Origin of the sequence: Aliivibrio logei, from assembly GCF_001691055.1 — a bacterium.
In the GTDB taxonomy this organism is placed as follows: domain Bacteria; phylum Pseudomonadota; class Gammaproteobacteria; order Enterobacterales; family Vibrionaceae; genus Aliivibrio; species Aliivibrio salmonicida.
Genome location: NZ_MAJU01000015.1, coordinates 81,508 through 101,354, shown reverse-complemented (window position 1 = coordinate 101,354; position 19,847 = coordinate 81,508). Strand labels below are relative to the sequence as shown.

The window sequence follows — 19,847 nt, the reverse complement described above, 5'->3', positions numbered from 1 at the left end:
GAGATATTATTTTTATAAGCATGGGTTTGGTTAAACTAACGAAGGGCTATTGCTTGTGAGTTTTGGCCCTTTAAATAGTGATGTTTTTTTGTGCTAAATATCACACTTAGAGTGTTCATTATTTTAAATTAATTTTTAATTGCATCAAGCGATTGAATGAATTTATAAAGAACAGTAAACTCAATAAACCAAATCGTTCTACCTAAGCCTTATCAGCTTAATTATCACTACAACCAATATTGAATCTTTGTTTATGGTTGTGGAGACCTACATGCATTTTACTTGCAAACTTATTCCTAGCCTTTCTTTATCACATCAAGAGCTAGAATATATTCTCACTCCTGACGAGGTCGTTAGGCTGCTTTCTCGTGAGAAAAATTCACAGAATATTGTAAAGTCCCTACCATCCCCGTTAAGGGAATCTTTAGCGCTTTCCTCTACCAAAAATGTGCATTCATTACTTACGGCCTTAAATCAAAAGCTAGTAAGGGGGGAATGGATAGCAATATCGACAGCAAAGCGAACTAAAGCACTATCAGATACTCAACTCGTCCAATACCCGCAGTTAAACAAGCACATGGTGCGAGTGAGTGAGACTCAATCGACAAAGTATGTGAAAGCAAATTTCCAAGCAGTCACTGATGATGTCGTGCTATCTCGCAGTCTTCAATATACGCCAGTCGAACCGAGGCCTGAGAATAAAATAGTCGTAGAGTTTGCAGGGCAGTGGCCAAATAATGCAGCTTCTTTGTTGCTTGCTAAGTCTGATGAACAAAAAGAAAAAATAACCAAACCAAGAGCCGATATTCATGTTGCTCATCGCAGTATTGCCATTTTTAAAGATTTAGAGCCAGAGCCAAGAAACCTTTACCTCACCATTCCAATGAATGGCACGCCACAACCTTTAAAATTACTGCTTGCCGAAAACATTGAACCTGTTGAGAAAAAAACAGAGATGGATGAGTGGGATAATGTGTTAGTGCCAGTAAGGCCATTAGCTTATTTAACGGGAGACAAAAATAAGTCTAACGCCGCAGAGTTGCAGGGAGGGTATGTTTATCTCTTTTGGAAAAACACACTGTGGAGAGAGTTCTATATTGATAAGAATGGCTACTATCAAGATATTGATGTTGAATATCATCGTCGACTTTTTGATGAAGAAAAAAACAAGCCTAAGCCTAAAATACTCAAACGTGAACCTGATGGTTTACCTTTGGCTCAGTTTTGGGTGCCTTATAAAATTGCTGGTGACGTACAGCAAGGCGAAAGTGGACTTAAGTTATTTTTTTCACCAAAGCAGAAACCATTTAGTCAAATTGAAGCATTAGAATCAGATCCGGCCAAGCTAAATAAGGTCAGTTCTTCTCTAGATGAATTAAGTCATTATAGTGATGCGCAGTCATTCAGCGCACTGGAATTTACTTCCGATGTCGATAGCGCGGTTGTGCATGACATTACCAAAGATGATATGCCTTGGTTTTCAGACAAACAAGCCGTATTACGAAGCCTTGATAAGAGTAATATTGTCATCGCTTATTTGGATGGGCATAACAATGGGTTTCAGGTTCGGCTTGAAGTCAATGATATTGACCGACAGATACCAGAATCAGAGCTGGATGCGTGGGAATATAACGGCTTGATAGCCATTCTTGAGGATGAAGAGAGCGATTGGCGTGTCAATGAAGCCTTTGAACCGGTTATTCATAATGGCTATATCTCTGCATTAATTACGGACATTCCACCGAAAGGTAAATTTACGTTGTATTTTGCGAATAGGCATGGAGAAGATTCTCTAGTCACTCTCTTTAAGGGATTAACATATCAAGAAATGGTCGCTAATGATTTGGAATTAGACGCTCCCGAGCCAGCACAACCTGTCGAATTAGATGAGCAGCAGCTGGGATTGATAAAAGCAAGTAATGACCAACGTACGGCAATGCAGAAGCTTATTTTTGGTCAGTGATGATAACCACCAGTTAACGTAATAAATTAAAAATACTATTTTAAGAGACCTATTATCGATATGTCTCATGTAATTAACCTTATTTTTGGCGAATGAAAAATGAATACAAAACGTAATTTTGCGCTCATTGGGGCGCTGTTGTTTACCTTAATAACCGCTGGCTGTGGCAGTGATACGAAGACAGAGGCAGAGCGACTTTATCAAGAGGATATTGATTTCTTTGTTGAAGCCACTGAATTTGATGGACGGGATATAAATCGTACTTTTCCTGCGTTTCTCGCGATCACTATCCCTGAAAAGCCCGTGCTAGATAAGTGGGACCAACTTTATAGCCAACCGCAAATTATGTTTCATTACGGTAAAGATTCTACCATTTACATCATGAACATGAATGGCACCGATGTTCGTTTGCTACTGCATCGTGATGAGTTAGGGAAATTACCCGCATCAACAGGGTTTACTCAGCGCTCAAATACGGGGCGTTATTTGCTGCTTAAATATTATGCCATGGCGGGTACCAATTGTGCGGTGTTTGATTTGAACAATAGAGAAATAGTCTCTGATACCGATGAATGTTTTGGTGGTCAATTTAGTCAAGATGATCGTTTTTTTTATTATATGAATTATGGTAGTGAATTTTATCCTCATCGTGTGGATTTAGAGACAAAAGTAACCACAAATGTATTGCCGGATGAGGTTGAAGTCGGTGGAGATGTGTTTTATCCCAAAGCAAGAGATTCAGGTTCATTTTTTGTTGATGATGCTAATGATCGATTCATTTGGACCTTATCTAGTCATATTGCTCGTAAACAACCAGATCTACCAAGAACGGTGGTTTTCCGCTTATCAGATATGAAGCTATTAGGCCGACAAGAATACCTACCTGAAAATTGTGAAGGTGGGAATACTTATCATATGGATAAGCGCTATTTTGTGTGTGGTAGAGAATACGCGACTTACCGCATGAGTGATCCAATGACTTTAGTTGAAAATGCCCCTTATGATGAAATGATCCAGCGTGGTAAATGGTATATGGACTCAGGTAGAAGCAAGGTGTTCAGATACAAACAGCCAGGGGAAAGTGGCATGTTTAATAAGGTGCAATATGTTTATAAAATCAAGCCGAAAGGAAGTAAAGATTACGCGGATTATAAATTACCGGGGAAATTTAGTGCTTATTTGCCGCCTAACTTAGCGGGTGATTTTGACAATATGGATTTAGGTGTGTTCTTTCCTGCGATACCGACTCAAGCGCAGTATCAAGAATCTTATCAGCGCCAACTAAAAGAAAGAAAGGAAGCGAACAATGGCAAGTAATGATAACCGCACTGTGTATTTAATGGGGCGACTGCATAGTCGTGATGGAGTAGCTACCAGTCGTTATTATCCTATGCCTTATGAAACTCTTGCTTTACAAAATGAAGAAGGAAAGTCGGAAGATGAACACTCTAATCATTATCCGTTAATTGCGAGTGGGGCAAACGGAGAGCTAAGTAACCTGAGCGATACCGCAAATAAAACAGGTGAGTTAGTACGTACGCCATTAGCATTAAGTGCTGTAAAGAAAAAAGGTGAAGATGGCAGTGTCTCTAAAAAGATGCTGTTTTTCCCTAGCTATTTAGTCCCGATGGCACAAGTCAGTTATCAAACAGAAGACGCTAATGATTGGATGAAAAAGCTTTATGAGAGCTTAAAAGCGTATATCGATAATAATGACTGTGCAGTACAACTAAAGCAGCGTTCAGTTTCTGTTGCGGATAACTGCTTGCTGTTACCTGATGATAAACTGACTGCAGAGCAACTAGAAAAAAATGCCTATTTTAAGAATTACAGAAAGTGGTTAAGTAATTACAAGCCCTCGCACGTTACGTTAATTGAGGTGCCTCAGTTTTATACCATTCAGGTCTATTTTTCTTCTGAGCTTTTTGTCGATGCGCATATTACCTTAAGTGACTTTTCTGAAACGTTAGCGATCAGTGGCAATATGAAAGGTAAGGCTTCTGCTCATCCTGTTTCCACCGTTGAGAGAGTGAGTGTCAAATATTACAGGGCGGAGGAAAATAAGGATGAAAAAACATCAAACTATGTAGCGATTGAAGATGAAACAACCAGCTATGTAGCCACCTTTTGGATAGAGTCTGAGAGTGTATTAACACTCTCAGAGTTGGATCAATATTGCCGAGTTGATGTGAGTTTTGAACATTTTGAGAAGCGTTTACTTGATTCTGTTGAAAGTAAAGGGATTCCGTCGAAATACAGCTTAACGGAAAAAGCACTGGCACTGCCTATTCATACTTCAGCAGGTCGCACCTCGGTGGTTAACGGCGATCCAATTAGTGTAGAAGAGGCATTAATCAACCATGCCCCTCAACATTATCAGCACTTAGTAAAAACCTTTACTAAACAGCCTTATGGTGATCCGAGCGCCTTAGCGATGGAAGCGCAAAATGGCGCACCCACTGTACCTGCGCAAGTATGGAGCGTATTGCAAAATAATAAAAGTTTACTTGAAGTTACCGCAGGCTCTCTTGAGAAGGGACTTTCATGGTTAATGCTAGCTAAAGTGACCGCAGCAGCGACAAGTGCTTTTCCTAAGTCACTTGAGACCGAAGAGATGGTTGTTGCAGTTAATAAAGTAGTAGGCATCACCGTTGCGGTTGCAGGCGTTATGGGCACGTTGAAAGATATGCATACCCTTTGTAATACTTCTCTTACAGGTTTGGTAACGAGTGGCGTAAATGCATTTAATACTTTGATATTTGGTGAGCATGTGTCGCTGCAAACGGCGGTAATCACTCATTTGAACCAACTTCCCGGTGTTAATATCAACCTTGATTCTTTTGGGCCATTTTTAGACGGTGCTGGGAAGTTAGGTGGAATGTTACTTGATAAACCACTCTCTGTTTTAGAAATTGCCTATGGTTTTAATGAAGCCGTGAAAGCGAATGATAATGCAGACAAGGCTTATGCTAAGCTATTTGAAACGACTCAGAAATACAGTTTAAGTACTTTATCTGTTTCAAGTGATCGGCTTCAAGAAGCCGCGATTCCACAGGATTCAGAAGAGGCAATTAAAGAACAACAAAATGCATATAATCAAGCGGTTGATTCAATGCGTGCAAAATTGGCTCAATTGGTTGTTAAAGATCAGAAACACCATGTTGAAACCGTGGGCTTTTCTGAGTTTCAGTTACGGTTAGATGCCACAATGTTTGATTTTGATTCTCATGAAATTCAATCTGATTTTAGTGGCGCTAGTACACCATTTCAATCAATTGCGGAAGAGCTTAAAAAGTTAAGTGGTGCGCCTTTTGTTATCATGATTATCGGCCATACCTGTTCGATTGGCTCAGAACCGTATAATTTAGAGTTATCAAAACAGCGAGCGGTTGCGGTAAAAAATAGCATTATTGATGCGTTAAGTGATGAAAAACACAAAAGCATTTGGTCAGATTTATTGGTGACAAAAGGGGAGGGAGAATCGACCCCTTTATCTGGAAACAATAATGAAACTGAAGAAGAAAGAAAATTAAATCGCCGAGTGGAGATTGTGTTTGTTTTTTCTTCAAGTGTAGAATATCCAGCGTGTCGTTCTGGTCTCATCATGTTAGAAAAAGCAGCCAAATTAAACGTATTAAAAGCAATGAAAGCTAATGATACAACGATAGGCGCTATTAATACCTCTATTGATGCTGTCCTTGGTGGTGCCGCTTCTGCTTTTCCTCCAGCAGGCGTTCTTTTAGCGGCGAAACAAACGGCTTCGATAGCAATGGATATTGATGCACTTTTTGATGATAAGAATGAAGCTAAGTTTGCCGCAGAAATGACGTCACTTCGTTATCAAGACGTAATGGCGATTCAGGAGTATTTAGCCTCACCTGAAGGTAACTCCATATTTAAGGTTCATTTGAGTGCTTATCTTAAACGCATGATGGCATTTAATGGCCTATTACGATTAATAAGCTTTTATCAACTTGATAAAGCACAGCAAAAATCGAATCAACTTTCTGGAGGTGAGTTTGAAGCTATTTCTAATCGTGCTGCCGAGAATAAGAATCCGATGAAATTTGAGGATCTTAATATTCGGGGTTACATTAATAAATATATCATTAATGATGATTGGGATATCGATATATCTTTACTGGGGATTGAGCATCTTGATGAGCAGTGGCTTGAGCAAAATGGGTATAATGCGAATATCAAAAGTAAATTTTCTACTCCCGCGACTATTGCTGAATGGTTGACTGTAGGTAGTCATACTATAAGTACCTTATCTAATAATGAACAAGCAGAGAAAGCAAGATCAAAGGCAAGCCAATTTCAAAATTATTTCCCTGTACATTATATTGCGAGTGAAAATGACAACCATTTTGAAAGTTTGGTGGCTGAAGCCATTCCTCTTGATTTAGATAAATCCATTTTTACTAAAATAGAAGTCTTTGTGCGCCGTCCTTATAAATTGAAGAAGGATGATAGCCCGAATAAAGATAACTGGGTATCGTTTAAAGAGTATTATAAAACGAATAAATACAGCTTAACTCCTTTTGATAATATCCGTGTTATTGCTCTTTTAGATAGCAATAAAGTTAAGGGTGAAAATGTCAATTTTACTGCTTTTCCTGTGACGTTAAACGTCAAGTCGTCGAGCCAGAATGAGGGGGCATGGACATTATTTGATAGTGTTGCGAGTAGTCATACTGAATATGCTCGTTATTTAAGCCCTAATGAATTCAGCAAGGATGAAAAGACGCTAATTTGGGGAGATGAGCAAGGGCCTCTAATTGGTGTTGTTATTGAACCTAGTTATTATTTTGGAAAGCAAAAAGTGTTCGGTATTAGGCCTATTGCTGATTATGATAGCTCGATAATGAAAAGTTTGTTTGATTCGACCGAAAAATCAACGGCTTCAGGGGGCTGCCATTATTTAAGCTACTACCTTGAGCTTTTTGTTGAAGGATGTAAAAAAACAGAGCATAAATTACCTTTATATGATTCTGCTTATGGTACAACCAAAGCGTCTCAATTTAATGTGACGTTATCGCCATCAAGAACTTATCAATTTACTAAAGATTTTGAGGCCTTTGGACCTGAAAAATACGCGGATGGAAACTTTTACGATGAATCGTTTCTTAAGGCGCCAAGTGGTCAACCAAATAAAATTAAATATTTAAAACTATTTGATGAACCGAAAGCGACGATGTATTTAACTCAACAATATAGAAAAATTGATGATTCATCTGACGATGTAGATAAAAATGATCCTTTAGTGAAACGAAATAAACGATTGTTACGAGGTAAAATTGGTCAATTTGATTGGAATGAATGGGCAAGTATTACGTTATTAATTCGAAGTAAGCATGTAGAGATTAATGAAAAAAGCTGGTCTGAAGCTATGTTAGATCCTAATAAAACGGAAGTAAATGTGGATTTGATTTCTGAAGGTTTTTTTAGTAATACTCCTCGAAAGTTAGGTGAAATAAAATCAGTATACCGCTTGGGAACGATTGTAAATAAAGGCGAAAAGTATACCTTTGATAAAGTAACCAGTCTAAAGGAAGATGAGTTATCGAGTTCCTTACAAGGTTTCGTTAAAAGATTTGGAAACTTGGATAGTGATGAATTAAAAGAGCTTGCGTTAGATTCATTATTTGGTAAAGAAGAAAAAACGGATATTTTTGTTGCGGTAGAAAAATTAAAATACATTAACTTTTTTGGCCATGAAGTTGATGGTTTGATGCCGATGCTTGCTTCAAGAGATGGCATGTTAACCGCCTCTTTTAATGCGGTTATAAATGGGCCTAAAGGAAGTGGTTTACAAGGATGCGACTCAAATACAATAAAGCTTTATGATAGCGCACCAGAAACGATACCATCTAATTGGTTATTATTGGTCGATCGGGTTATAGAGGTATCAAGGGCTAAGGAAGCGAGTGAACTTCAAGATGATAAAACAGCGGCTGAATTTAAGAATTCACAGATGACTTCTTATATACCAAATTATAATCTCCAGCAATGGATTAAAGCTGGGAATGGTGAATTTGTAACTACTAACTTGAATGAGAAACATGATAATTTAATCGATGATTGGGTGGGTTAACCTTCTTCACTTTGTATTTAAATTAACAATAAAAAACCGCCTTCGGGCGGTTTTTTATTGCATAAACTGTATGATTTTTAGTTCACCACTATCTAGCTTCTTCGTTGTTTAAAATGAGTATCTCTTACTATAGAAATAAACGCGGCTTCTTCCAATTTTTCAGAGGATAAAAACTGCTCTTCACCGAAGGTTTTTGAGGTATATTGAGTCAAGTTATGCATTCTTCTCGTTGTTGTGCTTGGTAGCAGTATGTTCATGCTGCCGACTCTGGCAGGGTAGTTGCCATTATAGAAATTTAAATCGTAGCTAAAAATAACCCCATTATTTTGAGTCGGGGATACCACTATTTTACTTTGGCAGTTCGCGATGTATACCCCTTGGTCGGCACATAAATTAAAGGTTTTGGTGAACGGTATTTTATTAAAATAAACGATCACTTCTTTATCTATGTAGCCTTCAGCGTCTTTTGTTAGATAATTAAATGAACCAATGCTTTGATTCTTTCTGCCGATAATATGTACGTTTTTATACGGTGCCAGTGGATCGAAGGTTTGTGTGTTATTAGAGCAACCAGCAACAAATAATGCTGCTGGAATAAATAAGAGGTATGGTTTCATTTAGTGTGTATGCTCGGATGAAATGTTGTGTTTTTTCATTTTGTGGTTAAGGGTACTTAATGGAAGAGCAAGATACTCAGCCACACGTTTTGTTTGCCAATTATACGTATTTAAACACTCAATCAGAATGTTCTTTTCATAGTTACCGACGATATTTTTAAGTGAGTTAATACCATCTAGATCGTCTTCTGGGGATGGCGTTGCTCGTACTTGAGTGGGAGCGTCTTCTGTTTGAATTTGTTCGTTATCACCGAATTCAATCGATGAAATAGTTTCAAAGTCAGATAAGAAAACAGATCGTTCAACAATATTTTTCAACTCTCTAACGTTACCCGGGTATGAATACTCAATCAGTTGTTTTCTAACTTGTTTATTTAGCACCGGAGGCTCTATATTCATGCTTTCACTGATGTGTTTAATAAAGTGTTCAGCAAGAGGAATCACATCCGCTTGTCGCTCTCTTAGTGGTGGAATGGTAATTGGAAAAACATTTAAGCGATAGAATAAATCCGCTCTAAACTCATTTTTTTTGATCTTATCCATAAGATTTGCGTGAGTGGCGGCTAATACACGCACGTTCACGGCGATTTCTTTATTTCCGCCCAAAGGCCTAAATTTACGTTCTTGCAATACACGCAACAATTTGGCTTGTAGCAACAAAGGCATGTCCCCAATTTCATCTAAGAAAAGGGTTCCGCCATTGGCGGCTTCAAAGAGTCCTACTTTGTCTTTATCTGCGCCTGTAAACGCGCCTTTTTTATGCCCAAAAAGTTCGGATTCTAATAGTTGTTCAGGGATCGCAGCACAGTTTTGAACGATTAATGCTTGTTGTGAGCGATCAGAATTATCATGAATATATTGAGCGATCACTTCTTTACCCACGCCCGTTTCACCACGAATGAGTACATCTACCGGCAAGGTTAATACTTTGTTTAACCGATTTAAGGCATTGATCATGACTTCACTGTCAGCGATTGGGCCGTTGTATTGGCTTTGTTTTCTTTGCTTAAGTTGGTTGTTCTCTAAAACAAGGCTGGCATTGTCTTTTGATAATTCTTTGATCATATAGCCATAGGTTTCAAGCCAAACGGCTTGGCGAATATTCGTCGCTGCCATTTGACAAAAACCAGTCAAACTTGCCTCATCATCAATGGCATTTAAATTGAATAAAACCAATAAACCGACTGTTTTTTGTTCGTTATCAATTAAAGGCCACGCTAATAAGTTTTGGCTTTTACGAGTTAAAATGGTCTCAGATTGATAAATTTCATCACAGTGATAGCCATTGTATTGATAGAGATCGTTAATCAGTACCACTTCACCATTACGAATCGCATAGTTAAAAGGGTCGGTCTCATTGGTTGAGTCTAATGTGAGTGGTAACCAAGGGTGATCGGCCAATATACGTTCGTTATGATGCACAACACTGGGGATCAGTGCTTGTCCTGTCTGGTCTAATACATAAATAATGCCATGGTCAGCAAAGGTAAGTTGACGTGCTGCGGCCAAAATAGCGTCAAGTGTTAACGCTAATTGGCTGCGATCAGCCAGAGATTGGCTGATCGCAAGTAGGGCATTATTTAGGTTGTCTGGCTTAGCTAAAGACATAACCTAAGGTTCCTTGGTCATCAATAGAAATGACAATTTGTGTGTGTGCTTCATCTTTATCATGAGCTAAAAGCTGAGTTGAAAGTTGAGGCAATAGTTGACGGTTGATCACCGCATCAATATTACGAGCCCCGGTTTCCGCCAAGCGACAATTAGCAAGAATGAACGAGACCAATTCATCGTTATAACTCAGTGTCAGCTTATGGTGTTTATTTAAGCGTGCAGACACTTTATTTAGTTTATGAACAATAATTTCTGTCATGGCTTCATCGTTTAGAGGAAGGAATGGCAATACGTTCATACGTGCTAATAACGCAGGTTTGAAGTGATTATTGAGTGTTGGACGAATGGCTTCAGCAACGATATTGGCATCAATGTCTTTAGATTGCTGGACAAGGGATTCAATCTCATGCGTCGCCAAGTTACTGGTCATAATGATTAATGTGTTTTTAAAGTCGATAGTACGACCTTCACCATCATTCAATGTCCCTTTATCAAAAACTTGATAGAACAAATTCAGCACTTCTGGATCGGCTTTTTCAACTTCATCTAACAGAACAACAGAGTAAGGACGCTGACGTACTGCTTCGGTTAACATGCCGCCTTCACCGTAGCCAACATAGCCTGGAGGAGAACCAATCAAGCGAGATACCGTGTGTTTTTCTTGGAACTCAGACATGTTGATTGTTGTCATGAAGCGTTCGCCACCGAACATTTGATCAGCAATGGCACGAGCGGTTTCTGTTTTACCAACACCACTTGGACCAACCAACAAGAAAACACCGGTTGGTGCATCTGGGTTTACTAATCCGGCTTTCGCTGTTTGTAGACCTTCAGTCAGCGCTTGAATAGCAAAAGGTTGACCCTTGATGCTTTCTGTTAATGCAGATTGCAGGTTAAGCGTCGTTTGCGCTTCATCTTGCAGCATTTTCCCCATAGGAATGCCTGTCCAATCTGAAATCACTTGGCTTATTTCATCTGGGCCAACTTCAAAATGAACAAGAGGATGCGAGCCTCGAACATTGTCTAATTGCTCGTTACATGTGTGAATCGCTTGACGAGTTTCTTCTTCAGTAAAAGAACGACAGCTAGGCGCGTTATCATCTTCTTCTGTCTCTTCGTCATTTTTTGATTGAGTCCCTGATCCTAATGTTAGGTCATGAAGGTGGGTGCGTAACTCAATCATTTCATGGATTAACGCTTGTTCTTTTTTCCATTGATGCTGTAAAACAGACTGCTCTTCTAGGGCTTGATCCATTCTTTCTTGTAATTCTGGAATGAGGGCCAAAGCGTGCTTATCACCTGTTTGTTGTAATTTATCACGTTCAAGGGCTTCTAATTCACGTTCTAATGCAGCAATTTCTTGTTGCAGTGTTTCTATTGGTGCAGGAATGGCGTTTAAGCTGATATTGACTCGGGCACAGGCCGTATCAAGCACATCGATGGCTTTATCTGGCAGTTGACGCCCAGAAATATAACGATCAGATAAGGTTGCCGCTGCGGTAATTGCATCGTCACGAACGTACACATTGTGTGATTTTTCATAAACTGTGCGTAAGCCACGAATAATCAGTGCTGCTTGTTCTGTTGATGGCTCATCCAGTTTAACCAGTTGGAATCGACGAGCTAAGGCGGGGTCTTTTTCAAAGTATTTTTTGTATTCAGACCATGTTGTCGCTGCAATGGTTTTTACTTCACCACGAGCAAGCGCAGGCTTTAATAGGTTTGCCGCGTCACTGCCACCGGCTTGGTTACCACCGCCAACAAGTGTGTGTGCTTCATCAATAAAAAGAATAATTGGCGTTGGCGAGTTTTTAACTTCATCAAGGACGGCGTTTAAGCGTTTTTCAAACTCACCTTTTACACTCGCTCCTGCCTGTAGCAAGCCCATGTCTAAACCGTAAAGCTCAACACCTTTTAAACAGTCTGGTACTTCACCTTGTACTATTTTAAGGGCAAGACCTTCGACTACGGCTGTTTTACCTACACCGGGCTCACCCACGGCTATTGGGTTGTTCTTTCGGCGACGGGCTAAAATATCAATAATTTGACGGATTTCTTGATCACGACAAAACACAGGGTCAATCTCACCCTTGCGTGCTTTACCCGTAAAGTCGGTCGTAAATTTGCTTAGTGCCGAGCCATCTTCACGCGCATGGGTTTGCTCTGATGTGGCCACTTGAGATTCAATAGAACGCGATGTTAATTCAACAAAGTTTCGTTTTAAGGTTTCAGGGTTAATGCTTTCTAATAAAGAAGAGTAACCGTGTTGACCGTATCGCAGTGGGTTGCTAACAAGAGTCAGTAATAATGCGCCTGAGCGAATTTGGGTTTCTGATAGATCAAGAGAAGAGACAAGCCATGCCTCTTGTAGCCATTCAATCAGCATTGCTGAAAAGACGGGCTTACCCCCATGATTTTGATGATTGTTCTCTAGACTTGATTTGATACTTTGTCGTAAAAGATTTTCTGAACAATCAAAATGAGAAAGCAGTTGATCAAAGTCGCTGTTTGGGCGCTCTAACAAGCTAAGTAGAAAGTGTTCGATTTGGATTTCTGATGCGCGCTCAGAAACAGCAAGCGCGGCAGCGTCTTCTAAAGCAACTTTAGTAATAGGGTGTAGGCGTTGTATTAAAGAGGAGAGATTTATATTTATCATGAGTAGTATCTATCTTTAGCCAATGTGAAAAATTGTGCTGAGTATACTAAATATAAAAATATCTTTTTTTTAGAATGCTATTTATAGCACTGTGTTTTAGATAAAATATAGGTATTTGACTTTATTATTATCGTTATTAATTAACAGTTTTAGTTGTTTTGATTTTTATTGTAGTCATATTAACTAAAGTGCATGTCATTATGACTTTTTTCTTATTTTGGTTTTATATTAACTATCATTCTTGGTATATGAAGATACACTATTTCTCGTCATCCAATTTATTGTGGAATTAAACAATAAATTGTTTTTAAAAATTGAGTTAAAATAACTTGGTTTTATTAAGTTATTGATTTTTAATCAAATTAAAGTTGGCATGGCAGTTGCAATATGTAAATTACAATCGTAGTGATAAACGATTTGGTAAAAACAAATAATCTTAACTATAAATAATTAAAGGATAATAGAATGCCAACTCCAGCTTATATGTCAATTAAAGGCCAAACTCAAGGTGATATTACTAAAGATGCATACTCTGCAGATTCAGTTGGTAATACATGGCAGGAAGCTCATATTGATGAGTTCCTAGTTCAAGAACTTGATCATGTATTAACGGTTCCACGTGATCCACAAAGTGGTCAACCTACTGGTCAACGTGTTCACCGTCCAGTTATTGTAACTAAACAACAAGACCGTTGTTCTCCACTACTATTTAACTCTTTAGTATCTGGCGAGAAACTGCCTGAATGTAACATCAACTTCTACCGCACTTCTACTTCTGGTAAGCAAGAGCATTACTACACAATCAAACTAATTGATGCACTATTGGTTGATATGCAAACTCGTATGGCTCATTGCCAAGATGCTGCTACTTCTGATCGTGTTACTGAAGAAGTTCTTAAGTTCACTTACCGTGCAATTGAAGTAACTCACGAAACATGTGGTACTGCTGGTAATGATGACTGGCGTGCTCCACGCGAAGCTTAATTGCTTTTGCGTTAACGATTATAGGGCCACATTGTTGGCCCTCTTTTTCATATTAGTATCAGGTAAAAGATATGGTTAGTGAGATAGAATTTAAGTTTGAAATCCTTGGAACAGAGCATGAATTTCGTGTCGAAAGCTTTAATGTAGTTGAGGAGTTGTCTAAACCTTTTCACATCAACCTATCATTACTTTCACTTGATGCAGATATTACGTTTGATGAGTTAATCCGAAAACCGGCCTTACTTAATGTGTTTGGACAAGGGGTGGGTGTTGCTCGTCAATTTCATGGTGTGGTTAATGAAGTTCGTTACCTTGGTGAAGGACGTCGCTTCTCTCGTTATCAGATCGTGTTGGTTCCGCAATTATGGTTCTTAACGCAACGTCAAGATTGTCGTATTTTCCAAGATAAATCGGTCGTTAATATTGTTACTGAAGTGCTTGATGAGGCGGCAGTTACGGATTACCGTTTTGATACCTCTGGGGTTTATTCAACCAAAGAATACGTACTTCAATACAGAGAAAGTGATTGCCAATTTGTTCAGCGCTTATTAGCTGAACACGGATTATGGTATTACTTCGAGCATACTAGTACTAACCACACGATGGTTATTGTTGATAAAAATGATGCGATTGCTGAGCTGATTAATACGCCTTTAAACTCTTCTTACGTTGGCCCTATTATTTATCAAGCCGAGGGTGGGGGAAATGCCGATAGAGAGCATATCTTTGAGTTAGAGTCGGTTAATCGCGTTCGTACCGGGCAAGTAACCTACACCGATTACAATTATGAACAGCCTCGTATTCCTCAAAAAATGGGGACAACAGGATCGATTGATAACGATCTGGCTTATTTTGATTTTCCTGGTCGTTATGTTGAACCAAGCCAAGGTCAAATTCGTTCTGATGAATTAATGGCTGAAAGCGTGGTGGATAATCATCAAATTGAGGCGGTGAGCAGTGTAATGCGCTTAACGCCTGGATACAGTTTCATCCTGAATAAGCACCCAAGATCAGCGTTAAATCGTGATTACACCATTTTATCGGTAACGCACAGTGGTTATGATCCGCAGGTGCATGAAGATGAAGCCAGTGGAATGCCAACAACTTACCAAAACCAATTTAGTTGCTTGCCTCGTGACGTTGAATTTAAAGCGCCTAAATTACCTGCGCCTATTGTCGATGGTCCTCAAACGGCCGTGGTGGTTGGGCCTAATGGTGAAGAGATTTATACGGATAAATTGGGCCGTATTAAGGTGCAATTTCATTGGGATCGTTATGGCAGCAGCGATGAAAACTCAGGCTGTTGGATCCGTGTGAGCCAATCGATGGCCGCGCCAACGTGGGGAGCGGTTTACTTGCCACGTATTGGTCACGAAGTTGTGGTGGCGTTTTTAGAAGGGGATCCTGATCGTCCGTTAGTGACGGGTGCGGTTTACAATGGATTGCATTTTCCTCCGTACTCTTTACCAGAGAATAAAACACGAACCACCTTTAGAACGCAAACTCATAAAGGCACTGGCTACAATGAGTTAAGTTTTGAAGATGAAGCAAACCAAGAAGAAGTGTACATTCACGCACAAAAAGACATGTCGACAAAAGTGCTGAATAACCGCTTTAGAACCATCGGACAAGATGAATTCTTAACGGTAGATCGCCATCAAACCAACGAGGTTAAAGGCGATCATAAAGAAACGATTGAAGGGCATAAAACCACACAAGTAAACAGTACGTTTACTGAAACGGTTGAACAAGATGTCACGGTAAAATACAACGCGAATGAACAACAATCGGTAGTCAATAACTCAACGTTAGATATTGGTGATAACCGCACAACGACGGTTGGAAAAAATGACGATTTAAATGTCACAGAGAACAGTAACTTATCAGTAGGTGCATCACGTACTAGCGATGTTTCTGCGGATGATAACCAAACTGTCGGTGGCAACTTAACGGTTTCTGTTCAAGGCAATACGTCTTACAAATCAGATGGGTCAACACAGATCATCAGTGGCAGTAAGATTGTATTACAAACGGGCAGTTCATCCTTGGTGATGAGCAGTGATGGCACGATTAAGTTGTCAGGCACTGCGATAACCATTGAAGGCTCAAGTGCCGTAACAGTGAAAGGGGGTAAGGTTGCAATTAACTAATTCAGTTGCTGTAACCACATTGCTTCAAGACACTCCGCAAGCTGATATTTCAGCTTGCGTTCCTCGTTTTGGTAAAGTGGTTTCTTTGCACCCAAGTTTGGGTGATCGTCTTTATGTTGAGTTTGATGGTTTAGCGCAAGGCTCGTCTGTTCTTGCAAAAATTGGTCGACAATTTAGAAAGTCTGAATTGGAATTGGCGATTGAAAGTGAATTAACTTGCCGGATTGAGTTTCTGAACGGAGACATCACGCTTCCCATGTTAACTGATATCTTTTTCTCCCTGTTGGATGATGATAAGCCGTTAGTATTAAGAGCGAAGTCGCTAGTTATTGAAACTGAAGACGAGCTGATATTAAAAAGCGGTGAGACACAAACAAAATACAGTGGCAGAGATGGTCGAGTGACCACAAATGCGAAATACATTACCTCTCAAGCCGAAAAAGCACAGAAAATTCAGGGATCAACGATCGCGATTAATTAGAGTGATTTATGAATCAATACCGTTATTTAGTTGAAGATGTAAAAACGTTTCTATCCGATGCAGACAAAGCGGAGGCGCACGCCATTATTCAACAGTCTCAAGAGGCATTGAATGATTTCTCAGCGGCTAAGCGTCAATTTCTACAGAATAAAGCGACTTTAGCAGCCGAAACGATGTCGTTTTACATCAAGCAGCAATACCGTTTTCATCAACAAGGCTACCCATCACTTGAGATCAATTATCTCGTGCTATTGGAAAGACAATTAGCGGCCTTTTTAGATGTATTTGTCGCCTTATATCGCGTCCATCCTGCGTTTCTATATAGTATTCATGATGAATTTCCAGACGTATTAGCGTGGTTATGCCTCAACGAAGTCTTTGCACTAGAAGATAAAAAAATTACCATGATAGGGCTTTCAATTGTTGATGATATTGATCACACATTGACGATGGGCTTACTGCTTCGTTCGAATGCGGATGGTCTTGATAAAATCATGGCCAGATTGGTGGAAGGAAAATCAAAAAACAGTGAATTGTATGTTCGTTGTTTAATATTACGACAGCGCGTCAGTGTGTCGTTAGTGAAGCATTGGATCGCGATGTCATTTTTATCTGAGTCGTATTTACACTCTCAGCTAGCCTTATTGAATGTCGGCAGCAGTATTGAATGGTTAGATGAATCCCACTCGTATGATGCGATTTTATTTGAACAACTAGTGCTAAAAGAAGATCGGGCAACGTGGTTTCGTCAGCAGTATTCACCTGATTCACTGCCATCTGATGACGTTGCTACGTATGCAAAGCTACTGAACCTAAAAGAATTCAATGGGTTTGATGTGGAGCACAGCCATGCACCGATTCATTTCATGTTGAGTGGAGACAGCAGCTTAACCCCTGATGTCGTGTCTTATATGAGCGATCTTGATGACGCAGAAAGAACCGTTTGGTGTGAAGCACTATGGGGGGTTTATGGAAAGGACTTGCCTTTAATACCCTCACAGATTGGAATCGACATAGATTGGGATTACGCTTTGTCGGTATTAAGCCAATGGGTTAATGATAAAGAACATCAACGATCGTCAGTGCTCCGCTTTGGTGAATCGTTGTCTTTTGATTCTTCAATCAAGGCATTACAAAGTGCAGAAATTAACGCAACCTTTCGTCTTTGGTTATGGCGAGAACTGTGTGTATTAAGTCGGGTTCATTTTCATTGGCATCCCCAATTGAGCGTTCAACAGCAATCACGTTTATTGCATAACATCAGCCATATTGATCTCGTTCGTGAACGTTTTAATTTGAGAGGAAAACATGCAGCTTTGGGATATTGAGGAATCAGATTCATATACGCTAAAAGGACGTTTTCAGCGAGATCGTCAAGGCCATGAAGTCTGGGTATTGAGCATGAAAAAAGCATGGCTTTGGAGTGAAGGTCGCTGGGTACAAGAAGAGACCCCCGCGGTGATCAATGATGATCCCATTTACGCAGGCGACGCTGGGTTTTCAGCGATGATTTCAGATCATGATTTTCCAATACACAAAAAAAACACCGATATATTAATTTATGGTAAAGCCAAAACATACGCTAAGAAACCCGTCTCTAGTCACTCTTGCCGTCTATTGGTTGACGAACATATCGATAAATCGTTAATTGTCATTGGTGAGCGTCAGTGGATTGATCACAGTGGCAGTATTGCGGTATCAGCAGCGCAGCCCTTTATTGAACGCGAGATAGATTACACCAATGCGATTGGCGGGGATGAGCGAAATCGATTAGGGTCAGGCATTGCAGAATCAAATGATGAATTGTTGAAAACAAAAGTACCTTCCGTGTTTTATGCAGGACAAAATTGGCAAGCCAATAGCAATAAAGTGCAAGTGGCGGGTTTTGGGCCTCTGCCCCCTTTTTTTTCTGAACGAAGCCGATGGGCAGGAACCTTTGATGATAAGTGGCAGGAAGAACGTCGTCCTTTATGGCCCATTGATTTTGATGATCGTTTTTATCAATCCGCCCCGAAAGATCAGCAGTGTAAAGGCTATCTTACTGGCGGAGAGCGCTTAATGGTCAGTGGTTTTTGTCATAACGATGCATTGTCATTTCGCATTCCGACAGAAAAATATCAAGCGATAACCACGTTTCAAGAAAAAGAAGAAAGGGCGGTAATGCCGTTATATACCATCTGGATTGATGCCAATAAAAAGCGCATCGAAATGCTTTATACCGCCTCTTTTCACTGTCAAGATCGTGAACATTTACTGACGTCGTCACGCATAGAGGTTATGTCATCATGAGTCAGTTTTATGGACATTTTGTGTTAGACAGTGAAATTGCCACTCCGACAGGAATGAACGTGGAGCTTGCGGTGGCGGTGGCGAAAGCCGACATTGACCGCTTTTCATCTTATGAAAGTAATGGTAAAAAATACACGATTGCTGAACTTGAATACATAAATGCAGCGGATCCACTGGAAAAAACAAAGCAATTACTTATTGAAGTACTGGCTCCTTTATTAGACAGGTTGCACATTTCCTTAAAACCCTTGCCATTACTCCTTTCTATTCCTTCGTCGCTTTCTCGCCACGAGATTCGTGATTGGTTAAGTGAGAGTGAATACAGCGCATATTTGTCTAATATTACGGTCAGTAAACACCAAGGCAATGCGTTTATGGCGGAATGCTTACAAAGCTTAGATGAGCCAGACGCGGTATTGTGCATTGCCGTGGATAGCTTACTGGATGACATTGACAACTTGATTGAACATCAACAAGTGATGTATGCCAAAAATCCGTGGGGAGTGATCCCGAGTGAAGGGGCGGCAGGCATGATATTAACGAAACGAAATGTATTAGAAACATTAAAAATAACCCCACAATCGCAACTGATTTTTATGGGGTTTGATTGGGCATCGAGCGATCGCCGAGGGTGCTCTCGGTTGATAAGGCAAGCGTGTAAATCGCATTCTGATCTAGGCATTGTGTACAGCGACATGACAAATCAACGATCTCATGTTGAAGATTATGGTTTTGCTATTGGTGCCAGAAGTGAAGCGTTACCGAATGCGCAAAATGTCACGTTAACGAATGAGTATTGGGGAACAATGGGAGGTGCATCAGGTATTTCGACAATAGCGACAATGAATTACCTGCACGATACTGAGGCGCTTGCCAGTGTATTTTTATTTGATAAATCCAACACTCGTTCATTATTAATATTCAAGGCGACAAAGTAAGGTAATTACCTTGGTTGCGTTTTTTCTATATTTCCAGTCACTTTAACTAAATGGCTAGAGA

Annotated in this window: 12 protein-coding genes; 9 read left to right on the top strand and 3 right to left on the bottom strand. The window is 39.8% G+C overall.

Features of this window, described 5'->3' with window-relative positions; all coding sequences use genetic code 11:
* Positions 1 to 271 precede the first annotated feature (271 nt).
* The 3 genes from A6E04_RS14625 to A6E04_RS14615 all read left to right on the top strand — a co-directional run bounded on the left by A6E04_RS14625 (position 272) and on the right by A6E04_RS14615 (position 8,060).
* Entirely contained in the window at positions 272 to 1,963 is a 1,692-nt protein-coding gene (locus tag A6E04_RS14625; RefSeq protein WP_065611702.1) for a hypothetical protein, read from the top strand.
* 99 nt (positions 1,964 to 2,062) lie between these two features.
* Positions 2,063 to 3,280, top strand: coding sequence for a hypothetical protein (locus A6E04_RS14620; RefSeq protein WP_065611701.1), 1,218 nt, complete (start codon positions 2,063 to 2,065; stop codon positions 3,278 to 3,280).
* The gene (locus A6E04_RS14615; RefSeq protein ID WP_065611700.1) at positions 3,270 to 8,060 is read left to right on the top strand and encodes an OmpA family protein; all 4,791 of its coding nucleotides are present in this window, start codon (positions 3,270 to 3,272) and stop codon (positions 8,058 to 8,060) included. The genes A6E04_RS14620 and A6E04_RS14615 overlap by 11 nt, the downstream gene beginning before the upstream one ends.
* A gap of 92 nt (positions 8,061 to 8,152) precedes the next feature.
* On the opposite strand, the gene A6E04_RS14610 is transcribed toward A6E04_RS14615, so the two are convergent.
* From A6E04_RS14610 to tssH, 3 genes are read right to left on the bottom strand one after another with little or no spacing between them, the layout of a single operon-like run.
* Positions 8,153 to 8,677 carry a hypothetical protein gene (locus A6E04_RS14610; protein ID WP_065611699.1) on the bottom strand — a complete coding sequence of 175 codons (525 nt, stop codon included), beginning with the start codon at positions 8,675 to 8,677 and terminating at the stop codon, positions 8,153 to 8,155.
* Positions 8,678 to 10,285, bottom strand: a complete 1,608-nt coding sequence (locus A6E04_RS14605; protein WP_065611698.1) for a sigma-54-dependent Fis family transcriptional regulator — start codon at positions 10,283 to 10,285, stop codon at positions 8,678 to 8,680.
* A complete protein-coding gene (gene tssH, locus A6E04_RS14600) occupies positions 10,272 to 12,944 on the bottom strand; it encodes a type VI secretion system ATPase TssH (protein ID WP_023604328.1) in 2,673 nt (890 codons plus the stop codon). Before tssH ends, A6E04_RS14605 begins: the two co-directional genes overlap by 14 nt.
* A 465-nt stretch (positions 12,945 to 13,409) precedes the next feature.
* On the opposite strand from tssH, the gene A6E04_RS14595 reads away from it, so the two are divergent.
* The 6 genes from A6E04_RS14595 (at position 13,410) to A6E04_RS14570 (ending at position 19,786) form a co-directional block, all read left to right on the top strand.
* Positions 13,410 to 13,928 carry an Hcp family type VI secretion system effector gene (locus tag A6E04_RS14595; RefSeq protein ID WP_017020865.1) on the top strand — a complete coding sequence of 173 codons (519 nt, stop codon included), beginning with the start codon at positions 13,410 to 13,412 and terminating at the stop codon, positions 13,926 to 13,928.
* A 71-nt stretch (positions 13,929 to 13,999) separates the two neighbouring features.
* Positions 14,000 to 16,078, top strand: a complete 2,079-nt coding sequence (locus A6E04_RS14590) for a type VI secretion system Vgr family protein (RefSeq protein ID WP_065611697.1) — start codon at positions 14,000 to 14,002, stop codon at positions 16,076 to 16,078.
* Complete coding sequence (locus tag A6E04_RS14585; RefSeq protein ID WP_017020863.1) at positions 16,065 to 16,559, top strand: hypothetical protein; 495 nt, start codon at positions 16,065 to 16,067, stop codon at positions 16,557 to 16,559. The genes A6E04_RS14590 and A6E04_RS14585 overlap by 14 nt, the downstream gene beginning before the upstream one ends.
* An 8-nt stretch (positions 16,560 to 16,567) precedes the next feature.
* Positions 16,568 to 17,887 carry a hypothetical protein gene (locus A6E04_RS14580; protein ID WP_023604326.1) on the top strand — a complete coding sequence of 440 codons (1,320 nt, stop codon included), beginning with the start codon at positions 16,568 to 16,570 and terminating at the stop codon, positions 17,885 to 17,887.
* Positions 17,868 to 18,848, top strand: coding sequence for a DUF2169 family type VI secretion system accessory protein (locus A6E04_RS14575; RefSeq protein WP_023604325.1), 981 nt, complete (start codon positions 17,868 to 17,870; stop codon positions 18,846 to 18,848). The genes A6E04_RS14580 and A6E04_RS14575 overlap by 20 nt, the downstream gene beginning before the upstream one ends.
* The gene (locus tag A6E04_RS14570) at positions 18,845 to 19,786 is read left to right on the top strand and encodes a hypothetical protein (protein WP_023604324.1); all 942 of its coding nucleotides are present in this window, start codon (positions 18,845 to 18,847) and stop codon (positions 19,784 to 19,786) included. The genes A6E04_RS14575 and A6E04_RS14570 overlap by 4 nt, the downstream gene beginning before the upstream one ends.
* Positions 19,787 to 19,847 lie beyond the last annotated feature (61 nt).

What these genes read in the sequence shown, in the direction of transcription:
- A6E04_RS14625 (WP_065611702.1), top strand. Translation starts at nt 272, where the DNA reads ATGCATTTTACTTGCAAACTTATTCCTAGCCTTTCTTTATCACATCAA.
- A6E04_RS14620 (WP_065611701.1), top strand. Translation starts at nt 2,063, where the DNA reads ATGAATACAAAACGTAATTTTGCGCTCATTGGGGCGCTGTTGTTTACC.
- A6E04_RS14615 (WP_065611700.1), top strand. Translation starts at nt 3,270, where the DNA reads ATGGCAAGTAATGATAACCGCACTGTGTATTTAATGGGGCGACTGCAT.
- A6E04_RS14610 (WP_065611699.1), bottom strand. Translation starts at nt 8,677, where the DNA reads ATGAAACCATACCTCTTATTTATTCCAGCAGCATTATTTGTTGCTGGT.
- A6E04_RS14605 (WP_065611698.1), bottom strand. Translation starts at nt 10,285, where the DNA reads ATGTCTTTAGCTAAGCCAGACAACCTAAATAATGCCCTACTTGCGATC.
- tssH (WP_023604328.1), bottom strand. Translation starts at nt 12,944, where the DNA reads ATGATAAATATAAATCTCTCCTCTTTAATACAACGCCTACACCCTATT.
- A6E04_RS14595 (WP_017020865.1), top strand. Translation starts at nt 13,410, where the DNA reads ATGCCAACTCCAGCTTATATGTCAATTAAAGGCCAAACTCAAGGTGAT.
- A6E04_RS14590 (WP_065611697.1), top strand. Translation starts at nt 14,000, where the DNA reads ATGGTTAGTGAGATAGAATTTAAGTTTGAAATCCTTGGAACAGAGCAT.
- A6E04_RS14580 (WP_023604326.1), top strand. Translation starts at nt 16,568, where the DNA reads ATGAATCAATACCGTTATTTAGTTGAAGATGTAAAAACGTTTCTATCC.
- A6E04_RS14575 (WP_023604325.1), top strand. Translation starts at nt 17,868, where the DNA reads ATGCAGCTTTGGGATATTGAGGAATCAGATTCATATACGCTAAAAGGA.
- A6E04_RS14570 (WP_023604324.1), top strand. Translation starts at nt 18,845, where the DNA reads ATGAGTCAGTTTTATGGACATTTTGTGTTAGACAGTGAAATTGCCACT.